An 18,113-nucleotide genomic window follows, 5' to 3' on the forward strand; every position below is an offset into this window, starting at 1 on the left:
GAGGGCGTTGCGAATTCTGGGGGAAAGAGTGTTTCAGCGGACAAGTGTTTAGCGCTGCGGAGATCTCCATCTGAGGTCATGAAGACCCCGGATCTGGTGGATTGGCGAGGTATTGGCAGAGGTTTCTCTGCCGGTGTCAGGCGTTTCCCGCGGGGCGGCGGAACTGCATTGCGCAGATGAGATGCGTGATGCGGACGGACGGATTGTGCCGTCTTTCAACAGTGTTGCGTGCCGCATTCGCGGCGGCGTCCTTCGGGTCAGATTTCCACTCTTATCAAGCGAGGCGTAGAGCATATGGGCATGCACAAACAGGATGGACTTTCATTCGCTACCTTGCGAGCCGCGGAAGCGGTTATCGACACGCGCAGCCTGACCGGTGCGGCGCAGAAGCTGGGCATCAGCCAGCCAGCGGTCAGTATGCATCTGGGGCGCCTGGAGCGGGCAATAGGAACACCTCTTATCAAGAAGCTCGGCAATCGCATTGTCGTAAAAGAAGAAATATCGGGCCTCATTCGGCAGATGCTCGATCTCGAACGCCGGCTTCGTACGGTCGGGTACGAGAAGAATGTCTCTAAACTCAAAGTGGGGATCTGCACCTATACAGCCCCACTGCTTCTGGGTGGTCTCGGGCGACTGGGCAAGATCAAGGAAACCGTGAGCTGGCGTATTTCCGATTCCAGGCGTCTGGAGGAAATGTACGATCTGGGGCAGGTGGATGCCGCATTCCGCGCGCTCTACCCCAATGAACTGGGTCCCGATCTGGTCTGCGACTACTCCATGCGTTGGATGGGCGCGCGTGAACTGGCCGACCAGGTCAAGCGCAACTCCGCCGCGATACCTGTGGTACTTGCAAATCCACAGTCTCCCTTGGGCATTATGGCGCGTGACTGGCTTCGCCAGCGCAACGTACCCTATGAGGTGATCGGCGAGGTGGATGATCTCACAAGTGCCATGAAGCTTGTGGTCGGCGGTGTTGCCGTGTCTCCGTTGCCGGGTTTTGTCTTCGAAGGAAACTCCTCATCGCTGGAGGATTGCGCAGAGATCATCCCTGGTGGACTCGATATTCGCTACGGTATGTTCTTCGATGACAAGCGTTTCAATCTGCGGCTGGCGATGGATATTTTCGAGCTTCTGCAGGGAGAGCTTCACCGGCTCACACCGCCACCCTCCGCGTATCAGGGGCACAGTCTGGCCCGTCAATAAATTCCCACCCATGCCTGACGCCGCGCAGCCTCCTGCGCGGCGTGGTTATGCCTAGAAACTGTCGTCAAAATTTCACCCAGCCGCCGCTTTGCCGTCAGGTTCGGCGCGCAAGATTCCAAACCATGAGCAGATCGATTCACAACGCCCGCCCGGACGCACAAACCGATGCGCAAATTGAGGCTCTCCTGTCACCACAGGACGAGATATCCATTGTCGATTCTCTCTTCGCAATGTCGAAGGCGCACACGCTGCCTGGATCACGCGATGTGCTTGAACGTGTTCTCGCAGCCCGGCTGGAGGCGCGGCTTGCGCGCCGCATGCGCCAGACAATCGAGCAGTCTCCCGATCAATCTGACAGAGCATCAAGGAGTGCGGCATGACACGCCATAGTCTCCCCGGGCACGAGTTGAGCGCCCGCCACGACAACGCACTACTGCAAAGCGAGAAAGTCTTCGATCTCGCGCGCGCCCGCCCGCAGATGGGGCAGGATTGTCTGCTCCATCTCGACGCAGGTGAACCGGGCCGATTGGGTGGAAACGTTGAGCGCAGCCGCAATGCGTCCCGTCTTGTCGCGAACCGGCACCGCAATCGACCGCAGACCGAGTTCCAGCTCCTGGTCGACAATGGCGTAGCCGCGCGCGCCGGCCATATTCACGGCTTCGGCGAGTGCGGTCCGGTCCGTCAACGTTCGCTCGGTCTTGGAGCTGATCGACGCCTGCGCGAGAAAACGGGTGAGTTCGGCCGCGTCCAGGTCTGACAGAAGGACCCGGCCCATCGAGGTGCAATAGGCCGGCAGGCGTGTGCCGACATTGAGCGCCACCGAAACGATGCGTCGTCCGGCCACCCTGGCGACGTACACCACCTCTTCGCCTTCCAGAACCGCTGCTGAGCAGGATTCGCCAAGCGTTTCAGAAATCCGCCGCATGATGGGCTCTGCATAGCGCCAGAGCGCAGCCCCACCCATCCATGTGCGTGCCAGGCCAAGCAGTCTGGCGGACAGCAAGAACTGTCGGTTCTCCTGACGGGCATAACCGCTCGCCACCAGCGTGAGCAACAGGCGCCGGGCGCCCGCGCGCGTCAGACCCGCTTCCGTCGCCACTTCCGTCAGCGTCATGCCGTCCGGCGCATTTGCCAGAATTTCCAGAACGCCAAGCCCCTTCTGCAGCGATCCCACGAGATCGCGCGAAGCCTGGGCGTCAGCTGCGGCGGGGGCATTTGACTCAGTTTCAATCTCCATCTAATAAGTATCGCATACAAAACTTGTGTTCGCAATACGAACTTTTGAGGAATGCCATGGCGCGTTTTGTTCCGCTGTCGCAGGCGGTCGCGGAGAACCTCGGCAATGGCGACAGTGTCGCTTTCGAGGGGTTCACGCATCTCATCCCCACGGCGGCTGCCCATGAGGCGATCCGCCAGGGTTTTAGAGATCTCACCCTGATCCGGATGACCCCAGATGTGGTCTATGACCAGATGATCGGCATGGGGATGGCCAAAAAGCTGGTCTTCTCTTACGCGGGCAATCCGGGGGTCGGGCTTTTGCGACGCCTGCGTGATGCGGTTGAAAACGGCTTTCCGCACCGGATCGAGATCGAGGAACACTCCCATGCCGCCATGGCCAATGCCTATGAGGCGGGTGCGGCCGGGCTTCCCTGTGCTGTTTTCCGGGGTTATCGCGGCGCGGAGCTGGCCCGTGTGAACCCGAACATCAAGTTCATCGAGTGCCCCTTCACCGGCGAAAGCCTGGCCGCCGTCCCGGCGCTCCGGCCCGATGTCACCTTCATCCACGCCCAGAAGGCGGACCGAAAGGGCAATGTTCTAATCGAGGGCATCGTCGGCATTCAGAAAGAGGCGGTGCTGGCGGCGAAACGCGCTGTCGTGACCGTGGAAGAAATCGTCGACGATTTCTCCGACCTGCACCCCAATCTGACCATTCTGCCGCATTGGACGGTGACCGATATTGCCGTGGTGCCGGGTGGCGCGCATCCCTCCTACACCCATGGCTATTACGCGCGTGACAACGCCGAATATCTGAAATGGGACAAGATCGCCGCAGACCGCGACCTGTTCCGCGACTGGATGCAGAAGAATGTGCTTGATGCGACGCCCGAGGATTTTGCAGGCCGTGTCGAGAAGCTGAGGGACGCATGATGAGCAAGCCCGAATTCACTCCCAATGAAATGATGACGATTGCCGCCTCGCGCGCGCTGAAGAATGACGATGTGTGTTTCGTCGGCATCGGCGCGCCCTCGGCTGCGTGCAACATTGCGCGCCTGACGCATGCGCCCGACATCACGCTGATCTATGAATCCGGCACCATCGGCACCGCGCCGGATGTGCTGCCGCTCTCGATTGGCGATGGCGAGCTGTGCGACACCGCGCTGACCACCGTGCCGGTGCCGGAGATGTTCCGCTACTGGCTGCAGGGCGGGCGCATCACCATCGGCTTTCTGGGCGCGGCCCAGATCGACAGATACGGCAACATCAACACCACCGTCATCGGTGACTATGACAGCCCGAAGACGCGGCTTCCCGGCGGCGGTGGCGCTCCGGAAATTGCCACCTCCTCGCAGGAAGTCTACATCACGCTCGCCCAGTCGAAGCGGGGCATGGTGGAGAAGATCGATTTCTACACCTCCTTTGGACATGGCGATGGCGGTGATCACCGCCAGACGCTCGGCATTGACACCAAGGGTCCCACGCTGCTCATCACCGATCTTGCGATCTGGAAGCCCGACCCGGTGACGAAGGAGTTCACCGTCGTGTCGCTGCATCCGGGCGTGACGCGCGATCAGGTGCAGGAAACCTGCGGGTGGAGCGTAAAGTTTGCCGACGGTGTGGAGGAGACGCCGCCGCCCACCGAACTGGAGCTTGCGACACTGCGCGACTTGAAAGCCCGCACCGATGCGGCCCATAAGGGCGCATGATCTTTTTGGCCCGCGTGCGGCGCGGCAACCGGGCGCTGCCCGGTATTGATGGTTAGGAGACCTTACTCATGGCTGAAGCTTTCATCTGCGATTACATCCGCACGCCGATCGGCCGTTTCGGCGGCGCGCTTTCCTCCGTTCGCGCCGACGATCTGGCGGCCCTGCCGATCAAGGCGCTGATGGAGCGCAATCCGAAGGTCGACTGGTCGGCGCTGGACGATGTGTTCTATGGCTGTGCCAATCAGGCCGGTGAGGACAACCGCAACGTGGCGCGCATGGCCGTGCTTCTTGCGGGCCTGCCCATCGAGGTGCCGGGGTCCACGGTGAACCGTCTTTGCGGTTCGGGCATGGATGCGATCACGATTGCCGCCCGCGCCATCAAGGCTGGCGAGGCGGAGATCATGATCGCCGGCGGTGTGGAATCCATGAGCCGCGCCCCCTTCGTCATGCCGAAGGCCGAAACAGCGTTTTCCCGCAACGCCGAGGTCTACGACACCACGATTGGCTGGCGCTTCGTCAACAAGGTGCTCAAGAAACACTATGGCATCGATTCCATGCCGGAAACGGGTGAAAACGTGGCGGCGGATTTTTCCATCAGCCGCGCCGATCAGGATGCTTTTGCCGTGCGCAGCCAGGACAAGGCTGTCGCCGCGCAGGAAAACGGGCGTCTCGCCAAGGAAATCATCCCCGTCACCATTCCCCAGCGCAAGGGCGATCCGGTGGTGGTCGACAGGGATGAGCATCCGCGCCCTGGCACCACGGCTGAAAAGCTCGGCAAGCTGCCGACGCCCTTCCGTGAGGGTGGTACGGTGACCGCCGGGAATGCCTCCGGCGTCAACGACGGTGCGGCAGCACTTATCATCGCTTCGGAAGAAGCGGCAAAGAAATATGGCCTGACGCCGATTGCCCGGATTCTCGGTGGTGCAACCGCCGGCGTTCCGCCGCGCATCATGGGTATCGGCCCCGCACCGGCAACGAAGAAGCTCTGCGCCCGGCTTGGCCTGAAACCCTCCGATTTCGACGTGATCGAGCTGAACGAGGCGTTCGCCTCGCAGGGCATCGCCGTTTTGCGCAATCTCGGGATTGCAGAAGATGCGCCGCATGTGAACCCGAATGGCGGCGCGATTGCGCTTGGTCATCCGCTCGGCATGTCGGGCGCGCGCATTTCCGGCACGGCAGCACTTGAGTTGCAGGCCACCGGCGGCAAACTGGCACTCGCCACCATGTGCATCGGTGTCGGCCAGGGCATCGCACTGGCGATGGAACGCGTTTAACCACGATGGCGATGGGGCGGGGTAACCCGCCCTGTTCTTTTTGGGGCGCTCAGGTGGTGGGGGCCTTTATCCTCGCTGGGGGACAACATCAGCCCTCACAGCACAGTAACGCCAACACAGCCCTAATCCTGAGCTTGTCGTAGGGCGAGGGCGGCTTGACGCGCTCAGGTGGTGACGTTGGCGCGTGCCTCCACCCCGCCCTTCGACAAGCTCAGGATGAGGTGAAGGCAGGGGGATGTGGGGCGCTTGTCTTGCCCCGCCTTGGGTTGCCTCGCTTGGGTTGCGTTGCAGCGCTTTGTGATGCCGTGGGACGCTTGTTTGTCTCTCCCAGATCATCAGCGCTTCCGCATTGTCTTGGTTTTTGAAGCGCTCAGAGCATCGTCTCGCGCGGCGACTTCGCCAACACAGCCCTCATCCTGAGCTCGTCGAAGGGCGAGGGCGGCATGACGCGCGCAGGCGGTGATGTTGTGCGTGCCTTCACCTCGCCCTTCCACAAGCTCAGGATGAGGTGAAGGCAGGGAGGTGTGGGCGCGTCTAAGCGGTCGGTCGGAGCAGACCAGCCCAGCCATCCCCGTCAGTTCAGCGGAATGTCGTTCTCCGCCTTGCTGTCCTGATAGCGCTTGGAAAGGGCGGCATAGGCTGCGGCGAGCGTTGCGATCCGTGCTTTCACCGCTTCCGCATCAGCCTCAGGCAGTGCGGTAGCCAGAGTGGGCAGGGCGTAGCTTTTCCAGAAGGCGTTTTCGGCATTGTAGCCGCCGGGCTCCAGCGTGAAGACCTCTTTCAAAATCTTCAGATCGTGCGGGATGGCGAAGGCGTCGCGCGAATCCTCGTGGCTGAACAGATAGTAGAAATTGTCGAAACCGGTCCAGGTGATCGCCGAAAGACACAGCGAGCAGGGCTCGTGCGTGGACAGGAAAATGCAGTCTTTCGTGTCCGGGCGCGCATCTTTCGGCAGTTCGTAGAACCGCTTCAGCGTGTGCACCTCGCCATGCCAGAGCGGGTTTTCCAGCTCATTGTTGGTTTCGGCAAGCACCAGCGATAGATCGCTTTTCTTCAGGATCGCCGCGCCGAAGAGCTTGTTGCCATGGGCGACGCCCTCGGCGGTCTTCGGCAGGATGTCCTGTTCGATCACGTCGAGCAGCCGGTTGATGAGATGAATGTCGGGCGCAGTCATGGGAAGGATCGCACCGTGATTTCATAGGGGTCGGGGAAGTGGAATTCTTCGAGATTGTTTCCGTCGCCACCCCGGTCGACCACGACGAAATCCTGAGGCTCGCCGATGGGTGTCAGCACGCCATGCCAGGTGCCGCGCGCATAGTTCACGCCCTGCCCGGGGCGGGTGATGAAGGCGCGGGGTTCGCCGGGCCGCCCGTCTTCATCCGGGCAGACGATCACCAGAAAGGGAGCCGGCGAAAGCGGCACGAAGGCCTGGCTTCCAAGCGGGTGCCGCTCGACCATCGAAAGCTCGAGCGGCAGCGTATAGGGTGTGCCGCGAAAGATGTTGATGAGCACGCGGGCGTTTTCGCCCGCCGCCTCGACCGTCGCCAGATCATGGAAGCGGCGGCACTTGCCGGCATTGATGAGGAAGCTCTCCGCGCCTTCGGTCTCGATCACGTCGCCGAAGGGCGCGAAGGCCGCGCGTGTCAGCTTCTCGGCTTCGATCCGTTTCATCGCGCGAAGCTGCCACCCAGCCGGGCGTGCCGGTTGACATCCTTGTAGAGCAGGTAGCGGAAATTGCCCGGCCCGCCCGCATAGCAGGCCTGTGGGCAGAAGGCGCGCAACCACATGAAATCGCCGGCTTCCACTTCCACCCAGTCCTGGTTGAGCCGGTAGACGGCCTTGCCTTCCAGCACATAGAGACCGTGTTCCATGACATGCGTTTCGGCAAAGGGGATCACCGCGCCGGGCTCTAGCGTGACGATAGTTACATGCATGTCGTGGCGCAGATCGGCCGGGTCGACAAAGCGTGTCGTTGCCCATTTCCCATCCGTTCCCGGCATGGGAGAGGGCGCGACATCGGCCTCGTTCAGAAACAGCGGATCAGGCGTGTCGAGTCCGTTGACGGGCTCATAGGCCTTGCGGATCCAGTGGAACCGCGCGGGTGCATTTCCCCGGTTGTGCGCGGTCCAGCCGCTCGATGGTGGCAGATAGGCGTAGCCGCCGGGCGTCATCTTGTGCGTTTCGCCGGCGATCTCGACGGTCAGCTCGCCCTCGACGATGAAAAGCACACCTTCCGCAGTCTCATCGAGTTCGGCCCGGTCGCTGCCGCCGCCGGGCTGAACCTCCATGATGTACTGTGAAAAGGTTTCTGCAAAACCGGAAAGCGGCCGCGCGATGATCCAGCAGCGGGTTTTTTCCCAGAACGGCAAAAGGCTGGTAACGATGTCCTGCATGACGCCCTTTGGCATCAGCGCATAGGCATCTGTCAGAACCGCGCGACCGGTCAGGAGCTGGGTCTGTGGCGGATGCCCGCCATGCGGGGCGTAATAGGTGCGGGCGCTCATCTTCTTTGTCCTGAACTCATGCGGGAAGGATGTCGTTGAGCCGCAGCCGGGCGATCCGCTCCACCTGCCGGCAGGCGGTGGCGAATTCCTCGTCGCGGCTGTTCTCTAACCGGGTTTCGAAGGCCTTCAGAATGCTGTCCTTGGTATTGTCCTTGACGGCGATGATGAAGGGAAACCCGAATTTCTGCGTATAGGCGGTGTTGAGTTCGGTGAAGCGCGCGCGCTCGCTGTCGGTCAGCGCATCGAGCCCTGCCGAAGCCTGCTCCTTGCTCGATTCCTTGGTCAGCCTTTTGGCTGCCGCCAGCTTGCCGGCAAGGTCCGGGTGGGCTTTGAGAACGCCGAGGCGCTCGTCTTCGCTGGCGGAGCGGAAAACGCGTGCCAAAGCATTGGCAAGGCCGCCAGCCGTGTCATGTGCGGGGCCAAGCTCCAGCTTTGCCGCGCGCTCGGCGATCCAGGGCGAATGCTCGTAGATGCTGCCGAACCGCTCGATAAATTCCGGTTCGCTCATGCGGCTCGGGCGCAGGGCCGGCGCTTCATAAGGGTGCTTTTCGCGCCAGTGCCGGGCGATCTCGCCGCGTGTCGCAAGCCACACATGATCGTGGCTCTTCACATAGTCGATGAAGCGCTGGAGGGCCGCGGCGCGTCCCGGCCGGCCGATGAGGCGGCAATGAAGGCCGATGCTCATCATGCCCGGTCGTCCTGCTTCCCCCTCGGCGTAAAGCGTGTCGAACGCATCCTTCAGATAGCTGAAAAACTGATCGCCCGAATTGAAGCCCTGCGCCGTGGCAAAGCGCATGTCGTTGGCGTCGAGCGTGTAGGGGATGACCAGCTGTGCGCGCGTGCCGTGCCCATGGCCGTCATGGTCGATCCAGTAGGGCAGGTCGTCGTCATAGGTGTCGGAAATCCAGTCGAACCCGCCTTCCTCGATGGCCAGTTTCACCGAATTGACCGAGGTGCGTCCGAGATAGAGGCCGCGCGGGCGCTCGCCCACCACTTCGGTGTGCAGCCGGATGGCCTCCAGAAGGTCGGCGCGCTCGCTTTCTTCCGAGTGGGCGCGGTAGTCGATCCATTTCAGGCCGTGCGAGGCGATCTCCCAGCCGGCGTCCTGCATGGCGGCAAGCTGGTCGGGGCTGCGGGCAAGGGCCGAGGCGACGCCGAAAACGGTGACGGGGATATTGGCTGCCGTGAACATGCGATGGAGTCGCCAGAATCCGGCACGCGCGCCATATTCATAGATGGATTCCATGTTCCAGTGGCGCATGCCCGGCCAAGGGGCTGCGCCCACCACTTCCGAAAGGAAGGCTTCTGAGGCTTCGTCGCCATGCAGAATGCAGTTTTCGCCGCCTTCCTCATAGTTGACGACGAACTGCACCGCGATCTTCGCGCCGCCAGGCCAGTCAGCATTGGGTGGGGTCTGGCCGTAGCCGATCATGTTTCTGAGGTAGCGGGTCATGCAATCTGTCCGAAATTCGCCATTGGCAAGGATAATAGATGGAATGCTGGAGGTACTTTCCTGAAAAATTTGAAAGAGTTTAGTTGTCGATCCTCCGCAGGGCCTCTTATGCTCGCAGCCGATTTGCCCCACAATCAACACTATATATAGGGCAAGTGGCTTGAGCGAATTCAAAGGGAGGCCGCATGAGCAATGCGGGTGAGGGCCGTCTGACGACCCATGTGCTGGACACGGCCAGCGGAGAGCCGGCTGCAGGGCTGGAGATCGCGCTCTATCGTCTGGAGGGCGAGGCGCGGGTTCATGTGAAAACCGTCACGACCAACAGCGATGGTCGCTGCGATGCGCCGCTGCTTGAAGGGGAGGCTTTTCGCACCGGCTTCTATGAGCTGGTGTTCGAGGCCGGTGCCTATCTGCGGGCCCAGGGTTCTAAGCTGCCGGCCCCGGCCTTTCTGGATCAGGTGCCGATCCGCTTCGGAATGGCCGACCACGCGCATTATCACGTGCCGCTGCTTCTCTCGCCGTATGGCTACTCCACCTACAGGGGAAGCTGATGAAAGCGCGTTCTGAAATCCGCTTTCTCTTGAACGGCGCGCCTGTCTCGCTCGCCGACGTGCGGCCGGACGAAACCCTTCTCGATTATCTGCGCCTGCGCCAGCGTCTAACAGGCACCAAGGAAGGCTGCGCGGAAGGCGATTGCGGCGCCTGCACAGTTCTTGTCGGGCGGTTGCGCAAAGGCGAGATCGTCTACGAGGGCGTCAATGCCTGCATTCGTTTCCTCGGTTCGCTCGATGCCTGCCATGTGGTGACGGTGGAGCATCTGAAACGCGCCGATGGCAGTCTACATCCGGTGCAACAGGCGATGGTCGATTATCATGGCTCGCAATGCGGCTTCTGCACACCGGGCTTCGTCATGTCGCTTTACGCGCTCTGGATGCGCGAACCGCAGCCCACCGAGCGTGCGGTCGAAAAGGCACTGCAGGGCAATCTCTGCCGCTGCACCGGCTATGAGCCCATCGTGCGCGCGGCGCTCGCCGCCTCCACCTATGGCGATGCGGCGTCGGATCCGCTGGCGACGGAGCGCGCTGCGGTGATCGCTGCGTTGGAAGGTATGAAGGATGGCGCGCGGGTGGAGATCGGCTCGGGCCGCGAGCGCCTGCTTATCCCGGCCGACGTCGATGATTTCGCCGCGATCCTCGAAAACGAGCCAAAGGCCACCATCGTTGCCGGTGCCACGGATGTAGGCCTCTGGGTCACGAAGTTCATGCGCGAGATTGCACCGGTGGTGTTCATTGGCGGGCTCGATGAATTGCGCGATATCCGCGAAGACAATGGCACGATCAATATCGGCGCTGGCGTCAGCTATTCCGATGCGTTCGCACTATTAGCGAAACGCATTCCCGCGCTGGGCGCACTGATCGACCGCATTGGCGGCGAGCAGGTGCGCAATATGGGAACGATCGGCGGCAACATCGCCAATGGCTCGCCCATCGGTGACACACCTCCGCCGCTGATCGCACTTGGCGCGACACTCACCCTCCGCAAGGGCAAGACCCGCCGCACGATTCCACTGGAAGATTTCTTCATCGACTATGGCAAGCAGGACCGCGCGCCCGGCGAGTTCGTCGAGGCGGTGCATGTGCCGGTGCCCGATGCGGCCTCCCGTTTCGCTGTCTGGAAAATTTCCAAGCGCCGTGACGAAGACATCACCGCCGTTCTCGGCGCGTTTGATCTGCGGATCGCCGATGGCCGGGTCGATGCCGCGCGCATCGCCTATGGCGGCATGGCGGCGACACCAAAACGCGCCAAAGCCGTTGAGGTAGCGCTTGTTGGAAAGCCGTGGACTGAGGAAACTGTCGAGGCAGCACTTTCGGCCTATGAGGAAGATTTCCAGCCGATCAGCGACATGCGTGCCTCTGCCGACTATCGCATGATGGTTGCGAAAAACCTGCTCCGCCGCTTCTATCTTGAAAGCACAGGCGGCTCGGCAAACCTCTCCAGATATGAGGCGGCCTGATCATGACTCGGCACGAAACGCTTGATCTGGACAAGGCAAGGATCGCCGGCGGCGTCGCCAGTGATCAAAAACACGATTCCGCGCACAAGCATGTCAGTGGCGAGGCGATCTACATCGATGACATGGCGGAACCGGCGGGCACACTGCATGCCTGTCTCGGCCTTGCCGAAGTGGCGCATGGCACGATCACGAGCATGGACCTCTCGAAAGTGCGTGCCGCGCCCGGTGTGGTCACCGTTCTGACAGCGGACGACATTCCCGGCGAAAACGACATCAGCCCCACCGGTCTGCATGACGAGCCCATTCTCACAAAAGATCTCGTTCAGTTCTTCGGCCAGCCCATCTTTGCGGTGATAGCCGAAACGCGCGAAGCCGCCCGCCGTGCCTGCCGTCTGGCCAAGATCGAGTATGCGGAAGAACCCGCACTGATCGACATTGCCGATGCGGGCGCCGATGCGCGGCTTGTCACCGCGCCTCTCAAGCTTGAGCGCGGCGACAGTGCCGCGGCCATCGCAGCCGCCCCGCGTTCCATCAAGGGCCAGATGCGCGTCGGCGGGCAGGACCATTTCTATCTGGAAGGGCAAATCGCCTTCGCCATGCCGGGCGAGGATGGCGATGTGACCGTGTTTTCCTCCACCCAGCACCCGAGCGAGGTGCAGCACATGGTGGCGCATGCGCTGGGCGTTTCCTCCCACGCCGTCACCATCGAGGTGCGGCGCATGGGTGGCGGGTTCGGCGGCAAGGAAACGCAGGCCAATTTGTTTGCGGTGATTTCGGCCATTGCCGCCAAAAACCTCAACCGCCCCGTCAAGCTGCGTCCCGACCGCGACGACGACATGACGGCGACCGGCAAGCGCCACGATTTCCTGATCGACTACGAGGTCGGCTTCGATGATGAGGGAAACATTCTCGGCGTCGATTTCACCTATGCCGCGCGCTGCGGCTATGCGGCCGACCTCTCCGGTCCGGTGACCGACCGGGCGCTGTTTCACTGCGACAACACCTATTTCTACCCCGCCGCCCGCGCCATCTCGCGCCCGCTCTACACCAACACCGTCTCCAACACTGCGTTTCGCGGTTTCGGTGGGCCGCAGGGCATGGTCGGCGCAGAGCGCATCATCGATGAGGTGGCTTTTGCGCTGGGCAAAGACCCGCTCGAAATCCGCAAGAAAAACCTCTACGGCACCGACGACCGCAACGTCACACCCTACCACCAGACGGTGGAGGACAATGTTGCCGAACGGGTCATCGCCGAACTGGAGGCAAGTGCTGATTATGCCGCGCGTCGGCGTGAAATCGCGGCCTTTAATGCGAAAAGCCCGGTCATCAAGCGTGGGCTTGCGCTGACACCGGTCAAGTTCGGCATCTCCTTCACGGCCACCCATTTCAACCAGGCCGGCGCGCTGGTGCATGTCTATACGGATGGCTCGGTGCATCTGAACCACGGCGGCACCGAGATGGGGCAGGGGCTCTACACCAAGGTGGCGCAGGTGGTGGCCGAGGAATTCCAGATCGACATTGATCAGGTGAAAATCACCGCCACGACCACCGGCAAGGTGCCCAACACCTCCGCTACGGCGGCCTCCTCCGGTTCCGATCTGAACGGCATGGCGGCGCAGGACGCGGCGCGCCAGATCAAGACCCGGCTGATTGACTTCGCGTCCGAAGCCCATGACGTGCCGAAGGATCAGGTCGTGTTCCTGCCGGGCCGCGTGCGTATCGGAAACCGCGAAATCCCCTTTGCCGACCTCATCCGCGAGGCCTATATGGCCCGCATCCAGCTTTCGGCTGCCGGTTTCTACAAGACACCGAAAATCCACTGGGACCGCGACAAGGGCGAGGGGCGGCCGTTCTACTATTTCGCCTATGGCGCGGCGTGCGCCGAGGTTTCCATCGACACGCTGACCGGCGAATACATGGTCGAGCGCGTCGACATCCTGCATGAGACAGGCCGCTCGCTGAACCGCGCCATCGACATCGGCCAGATCGAGGGTGGCTTCATTCAGGGCATGGGCTGGCTGACGACCGAGGAACTGGTCTGGGACGGCAAGGGGCGGCTTCGGACCCATGCGCCGTCCACCTACAAGATCCCGCTCGCGTCCGATCGCCCAAAGGTGTTCAACGTGGCGCTTGCCGACTGGGCGGAAAATGCCGAACCGACGGTGCACCGTTCCAAGGCCGTGGGTGAGCCGCCCTTCATGCTCGCCATGTGCGTGCTTCACGCGCTGTCCGATGCGGTGGCGAGTGTTGCCGATCACAAGGTCTGCCCGCGTCTCGATGCGCCGGCCACGCCTGAGCGTGTGCTGATGGCGGTGGAGCGGGTCCGGGCGGAAGGTGCGCGCTGATCGATATGGCCGATTCGACCTCCGGTCTCAAAACCTTCCTGCAAGCCTCGCCGTCCGTCGCGCTTGTCGAGGTGCGCGAGGCGAAAGGCTCCACCCCGCGCGAAGAGGGCGCGTGGATGCTGGTTTCGCCAGAATCGATTTTCGGCACCATCGGTGGCGGCCAGCTTGAATTCATGGCGATTGCCAGGGCGCGCGAACTGATCTCGGACAATCTTGCAAACGGGGCTCTCGACATTCCGCTTGGGCCGGAAATCGGCCAGTGCTGCGGTGGTCGGGTGGCGCTCGACATTCGCGTTCCAGATCAAGAGGAACGCAGCGCCATCCTGAAACGCGCCAGCGAAGAGGCGGCTTCCTTCCCGCAGGTGATCCTGTTTGGCGGCGGCCATGTCGGTCATGCGCTGGCGGCAGCGCTGACCCCGCTGCCCGTGCGGGTGCTGGTGGTCGAGACCCGCAAGGAGGCGCTTGAGGATTTTCCGGACGATGTGGAGACGCGCCTTGCGGCCCTGCCGGAAGAGGCGGTGCGTGAAGCCCCCGCCGGAACCGCCTTCGTGATCCTGACCCACGATCATGCGCTCGACTTCCTGCTGGTTGCCGAGGCGCTGGCGCGCGATGACGCGGCCTATGTCGGCATGATCGGCTCGAAGACCAAGCGCGCGACTTTCAAAAGCTGGTATCTCAAGAATGGCGGCGATGAAGACTGTTTTTCGAAGCTCGTCACCCCCATCGGCGGCGATGCCGTACACGACAAACGCCCCGCCGTCATCGCGGCGATGGCGGCTGCGGAGATACTGGTGGCTTTGAACCGCTGACTATTTTACATCGAGTACATCGCCGATCATCTTCTGGCAGCGGCTTGCCATGAAGTCGACCAGCAACCGCACTTTCGGGTCCTGAAATTTCTTGTGCGGGTAGAGCGCGGCTAGTTTCACCGGCACGGGCGGTGTGTCGGGCAAAACCACCTGGAGCCGGCCGTCGCGCAGGAATGGTTCGATCTCGAAGCGCGGCTTGTTGACGATGCCGCGCCCGGCGAGCGCCCAGTCGGTGATCACGTCGCCATCGTCGGAATCGAACGGGCCGCCCACCTCGAACTTTCGCGCACCCTCCGGCGTCTGCAACACCCAGAAATGCTCGCGTGCGCCGGGAAAGCGCAGCATCAGGCAATCGTGCCGCTCATCGATCAGCGCTTCGGGCGTCTTCGGTTCGCCGCGCCGTTGCAGGTAATCAGGCGCCGCCGCCAGAACGCGCTCGCAATCCATGATGCCGCGCATGCGGAAGGAGGAATTCTCCAGAATGCCGAGCTTGAAGGCGACGTCGATGCCCTCGCGCATCATGTCCACCTCATGGTCTGAAAGTCTTAAGCGAACCTCGATCTCGGGATACCGGTCACGAAATTCGGGAATGCCGCTGGCGATCAGCCGCTTGCCGATGCCGAGCGGCGCGGTGACGCGGATCGTGCCGCGCGGCTGGCCGGAAAGATCGGCCACCGAGGCTTCGGCTTCCGCCACCGCTTCGAGAACCTTGCGCGCGCCCTCATAGAAGACGCGGCCCTGCTCGGTCGGGGTCAGTTGCCGCGTGGTGCGGTTGAAGAGCCGCACGCCCAGGTGCTTTTCGAGCTCCTTCACCCGGTTCGAGGCAACGGCCGGTGAAAGCCGCATGTCGCGTCCGGCAGAAGATAGGTTGCCGAGCTCCACCACGCGGACAAAAACAGCGATGTTGTCGAGATAGGCCATGCACTGCCCCCAGAAGTTTCGCGCGCATTATTTTCCAAAAATTTTTGAAAGTCATCGTGATCTTATCCGCTTTCCGTTTATATCGGGTTCCGTCACCCTGCGCCCGGTGGAGTTGAGGAAACTGGCATGAACGAATACGCGGTTTTGTGGGATTGGCTGTCCTTTGGCGTGCGCTGGCTGCATGTGGTCACGGCCATCGCCTGGATTGGCTCATCCTTCTATTTCATCGCGCTCGATCTGGGGCTCGTTAAGCGGCCGGCTCTGCCCGAGGGCGTGCATGGCGAGGAATGGCAGGTCCATGGCGGCGGTTTCTACCACATCCAGAAATACATGGTTGCGCCGGCCTCCATGCCCGAGCACCTGACCTGGTTCAAATGGGAATCCTATTCCACCTGGCTCTCCGGCTTCGCGCTGCTTGCCATCGTCTATTATGCGGGCGCGGATCTTTATCTTATTGACCGCAACGTGCTCGATGTGCCGGCCTGGGGCGGCATCCTGATCTCGCTCGCCTCCATCGGGCTTGGCTGGCTGCTCTACGACCTTCTGTGCAAGTCGCCGCTCGGCAAAAGCGACACGGCGCTGATGCTGGTGCTCTATGTGATCCTTGTGGTGATGGCGTGGGGCTATACGCAGCTCTTCACCGGCCGCGCGGCCTTCCTGCACCTGGGCGCTTTCACCGCGACGATCATGACCGCGAACGTCTTCCTGATCATCATCCCCAATCAGAAGATCGTGGTGGCCGATCTGAAGGCGGGAGGCACGCCCGACCCAAAACTTGGCCTGCAGGCCAAGCAGCGTTCGCTGCACAACAATTACCTGACACTGCCCGTCGTCTTCCTGATGCTGTCGAACCATTATCCGCTGGCCTTCGGAACCCAGTTCAACTGGGTGATCGCATCGCTCATCTTCATCATCGGCGTGCTGATCCGCCATTATTTCAACACCATGCATGCCCGCAAGGGCACACCGCACTGGACCTGGGGGCTGGCCGGCGTTCTCTTCATCATCATCATGTGGCTTTCCACCGTGCCGCAGGTGCTGATGGGCGAGACGAAGCTTTCGGCGACGGGCGAGACCTTCGTCGCCTCGACCCATTTTCCGGCGGTGCGTGACACGGTCATGGGGCGTTGCGCCATGTGCCATGCCGCGGTGCCGGGCTATGAGGGCGTTCCCTTCCCGCCGAAGAATGTTGTGCTCGACACGGATGCCTCTATTGCCGAGCACGCGCGTGAAATCTATCTGCAGGCAGGCCGCAGCCACGCCATGCCGCCCGGCAATGTCTCGGGCATCACCGAAGAAGAGAGGCGGCTGATCGTGACCTGGTTCGAGGAGGCACGCTAGCGCATGGCACAGAAACTCATCCGTGGCAGGCTTCTGTCCTTCAAGACCGAACCGCGGAGCATCGACGACCACGACGCCTATATCTTTGAAGAGGACGGTGCGGTTCTGGTCGAAGACGGCGTCATCCTCGCTGCCGGCAGCTTTGCCGAGGTCGTAGCCGGCGCCGAAGCGGGGCACGCGGTGGTGGATCACCGCCCGCATCTCATCCTGCCGGGCTTCATCGACGCCCATGCGCATTTCCCGCAGATGCAGGTGATCGCGAGCTATGGCGCCGAGCTTCTGGACTGGCTGAACAACTACACCTTCCCCGAAGAAACCAAATTCTCCGACATTCAGCATGCCCGCCACATTGCCCGTCTGTTCTTCGATGAGCTGCTGCGCAACGGCACGACCACGGTGGCGGCCTATTGCTCGGTTCACAAGGAAAGCGCGGAAGCGTTTTTTGAGGAAGCGCTGGCGCGCAATCTGTGTGTCGTCGGCGGCAAGGTGATGATGGACCGCAACGCGCCGGCAGCGCTCACCGACACGCCACAATCCTCCTATGACGACACGAAAGCGCTGATCGGCGCATGGCATGGCAGGGGCCGGCTCCACTATGCCGTCACGCCGCGTTTTGCCATCACCTCCAGCCCAGAGCAGCTGGAAATGGCCGCAGCACTGATGCGGGAGTTTCCCGACCTGCACATGCAGACGCATCTTTCCGAAAACCACGACGAGATCGCCTTCACGCTGGAGCTTTATCCAGACGCGCCGGACTATACAGGCATCTACGAGCATTACGGCCTGCTTGGCCCCAAGGCGTTGCTCGGCCATTGCATTCATCTTTCCGAGCGCGAGGCGGATGTGCTTTCGGACACGGGCTCGGTCGCTGTGTTCTGCCCTACGTCCAATCTCTTCCTCGGCTCCGGCCTGTTCGACTATCAGCGCTATCGCAAACGCGAAAAACCGCTGCGGCTGGCCTCGGCGACGGATGTGGGTGGCGGCACCAACTACTCCATGCTGCGCACCATGGATGAGGGCTACAAGGTGATCGCGCTCAATGGCGAGAAGCTGAACCCGCTCGCTTCCTTCTGGCAGATCACGCGCGGCAATGCCGAGGCGCTTTCCCTGTCGGAGCGCGTGGGCACGCTGGAACCGGGCACCGACGCCGATATCGTGGTTCTGAATGTGCGCGCGACGCCGGTCATGGAGTTGCGCATGGAGCGTGTGGAAACTCTCGCCGAGGAGCTTTTCCTGCTTCAAACGCTTGCCGATGACCGCGCAATCGTGGAAACCTATGTCTCAGGACAGGCGGCCAAAAGCGCCTTGTGAATCAGGGGGGCGCA

At 61.9% G+C, this 18,113-nt stretch carries 17 protein-coding genes; 11 read left to right on the forward strand and 6 right to left on the reverse strand.

Annotated features, from left to right (window positions below; genetic code table 11):
* Positions 1 to 294 precede the first annotated feature (294 nt).
* The gene (locus H7H48_RS07255) at positions 295 to 1,203 is read left to right on the forward strand and encodes a LysR family transcriptional regulator (RefSeq protein WP_229448329.1); all 909 of its coding nucleotides are present in this window, start codon (positions 295 to 297) and stop codon (positions 1,201 to 1,203) included.
* A 122-nt stretch (positions 1,204 to 1,325) separates the two neighbouring features.
* Positions 1,326 to 1,583: a hypothetical protein gene (locus H7H48_RS07260; protein ID WP_229448331.1), complete on the forward strand. Its 258-nt coding sequence runs from the start codon at positions 1,326 to 1,328 to the stop codon at positions 1,581 to 1,583.
* Between the two features lie 50 nt (positions 1,584 to 1,633).
* On the opposite strand, the gene H7H48_RS07265 is transcribed toward H7H48_RS07260, so the two are convergent.
* The gene (locus tag H7H48_RS07265; protein WP_229448333.1) at positions 1,634 to 2,440 is read right to left on the reverse strand and encodes an IclR family transcriptional regulator C-terminal domain-containing protein; all 807 of its coding nucleotides are present in this window, start codon (positions 2,438 to 2,440) and stop codon (positions 1,634 to 1,636) included.
* A gap of 56 nt (positions 2,441 to 2,496) precedes the next feature.
* Between H7H48_RS07265 and H7H48_RS07270 the strand changes: the two genes are divergently transcribed.
* The 3 genes from H7H48_RS07270 (at position 2,497) to pcaF (ending at position 5,401) form a co-directional block, all read left to right on the forward strand.
* Positions 2,497 to 3,351 carry a CoA transferase subunit A gene (locus tag H7H48_RS07270; RefSeq protein ID WP_229448334.1) on the forward strand — a complete coding sequence of 285 codons (855 nt, stop codon included), beginning with the start codon at positions 2,497 to 2,499 and terminating at the stop codon, positions 3,349 to 3,351.
* Positions 3,351 to 4,127 (forward strand): CoA-transferase subunit beta, encoded by a 777-nt coding sequence (locus H7H48_RS07275; RefSeq protein WP_229448335.1) that lies wholly within the window; start codon positions 3,351 to 3,353, stop codon positions 4,125 to 4,127. The genes H7H48_RS07270 and H7H48_RS07275 overlap by 1 nt, the downstream gene beginning before the upstream one ends.
* 68 nt (positions 4,128 to 4,195) lie before the next feature.
* Positions 4,196 to 5,401 (forward strand): 3-oxoadipyl-CoA thiolase, encoded by a 1,206-nt coding sequence (gene pcaF, locus H7H48_RS07280; protein ID WP_229448336.1) that lies wholly within the window; start codon positions 4,196 to 4,198, stop codon positions 5,399 to 5,401.
* A 574-nt stretch (positions 5,402 to 5,975) separates the two neighbouring features.
* On the opposite strand, the gene H7H48_RS07285 is transcribed toward pcaF, so the two are convergent.
* The 4 genes from H7H48_RS07285 to puuE are packed head-to-tail and all read right to left on the reverse strand — an operon-like array spanning position 5,976 to position 9,358.
* On the reverse strand, positions 5,976 to 6,575 hold the full coding sequence (locus H7H48_RS07285) for a nucleoside deaminase (protein ID WP_229448337.1): 600 nt from the start codon (positions 6,573 to 6,575) through the stop codon (positions 5,976 to 5,978).
* Positions 6,572 to 7,072 (reverse strand): ureidoglycolate lyase, encoded by a 501-nt coding sequence (locus tag H7H48_RS07290; RefSeq protein WP_229448338.1) that lies wholly within the window; start codon positions 7,070 to 7,072, stop codon positions 6,572 to 6,574. The genes H7H48_RS07285 and H7H48_RS07290 overlap by 4 nt, the downstream gene beginning before the upstream one ends.
* A complete protein-coding gene (locus tag H7H48_RS07295) occupies positions 7,069 to 7,905 on the reverse strand; it encodes a bifunctional allantoicase/(S)-ureidoglycine aminohydrolase (protein WP_229448339.1) in 837 nt (278 codons plus the stop codon). Before H7H48_RS07295 ends, H7H48_RS07290 begins: the two co-directional genes overlap by 4 nt.
* Before the next feature lie 16 nt (positions 7,906 to 7,921).
* Positions 7,922 to 9,358, reverse strand: coding sequence for an allantoinase PuuE (puuE, locus tag H7H48_RS07300; protein ID WP_229448340.1), 1,437 nt, complete (start codon positions 9,356 to 9,358; stop codon positions 7,922 to 7,924).
* A gap of 185 nt (positions 9,359 to 9,543) precedes the next feature.
* Here puuE and uraH point away from each other — a divergent pair, with 185 nt between their 5' ends.
* The 4 genes from uraH to xdhC are packed head-to-tail and all read left to right on the forward strand — an operon-like array spanning position 9,544 to position 14,526.
* Entirely contained in the window at positions 9,544 to 9,909 is a 366-nt protein-coding gene (gene uraH / locus H7H48_RS07305; protein ID WP_229448341.1) for a hydroxyisourate hydrolase, read from the forward strand.
* The gene (xdhA, locus tag H7H48_RS07310; protein WP_229448343.1) at positions 9,909 to 11,372 is read left to right on the forward strand and encodes a xanthine dehydrogenase small subunit; all 1,464 of its coding nucleotides are present in this window, start codon (positions 9,909 to 9,911) and stop codon (positions 11,370 to 11,372) included. The genes uraH and xdhA overlap by 1 nt, the downstream gene beginning before the upstream one ends.
* A 2-nt stretch (positions 11,373 to 11,374) precedes the next feature.
* Entirely contained in the window at positions 11,375 to 13,717 is a 2,343-nt protein-coding gene (gene xdhB / locus H7H48_RS07315) for a xanthine dehydrogenase molybdopterin binding subunit (RefSeq protein ID WP_229448344.1), read from the forward strand.
* 5 nt (positions 13,718 to 13,722) lie between these two features.
* Positions 13,723 to 14,526 carry a xanthine dehydrogenase accessory protein XdhC gene (gene xdhC, locus H7H48_RS07320; protein WP_229448345.1) on the forward strand — a complete coding sequence of 268 codons (804 nt, stop codon included), beginning with the start codon at positions 13,723 to 13,725 and terminating at the stop codon, positions 14,524 to 14,526.
* On the opposite strand, the gene H7H48_RS07325 is transcribed toward xdhC, so the two are convergent.
* Positions 14,527 to 15,447, reverse strand: coding sequence for a LysR family transcriptional regulator (locus H7H48_RS07325; protein ID WP_229448346.1), 921 nt, complete (start codon positions 15,445 to 15,447; stop codon positions 14,527 to 14,529). It lies immediately after the preceding gene.
* A 126-nt stretch (positions 15,448 to 15,573) separates the two neighbouring features.
* Between H7H48_RS07325 and H7H48_RS07330 the strand changes: the two genes are divergently transcribed.
* Both H7H48_RS07330 and guaD read left to right on the forward strand, forming a co-directional pair.
* Positions 15,574 to 16,788: a urate hydroxylase PuuD gene (locus H7H48_RS07330; RefSeq protein WP_229448347.1), complete on the forward strand. Its 1,215-nt coding sequence runs from the start codon at positions 15,574 to 15,576 to the stop codon at positions 16,786 to 16,788.
* Between the two features lie 3 nt (positions 16,789 to 16,791).
* Positions 16,792 to 18,099, forward strand: a complete 1,308-nt coding sequence (gene guaD, locus H7H48_RS07335; RefSeq protein WP_229448348.1) for a guanine deaminase — start codon at positions 16,792 to 16,794, stop codon at positions 18,097 to 18,099.
* Positions 18,100 to 18,113: the final 14 nt, after the last annotated feature.

The organism is Nitratireductor sp. B36 (assembly GCF_020833685.1).
Taxonomy (GTDB): Bacteria; Pseudomonadota; Alphaproteobacteria; order Rhizobiales; family Rhizobiaceae; genus Nitratireductor.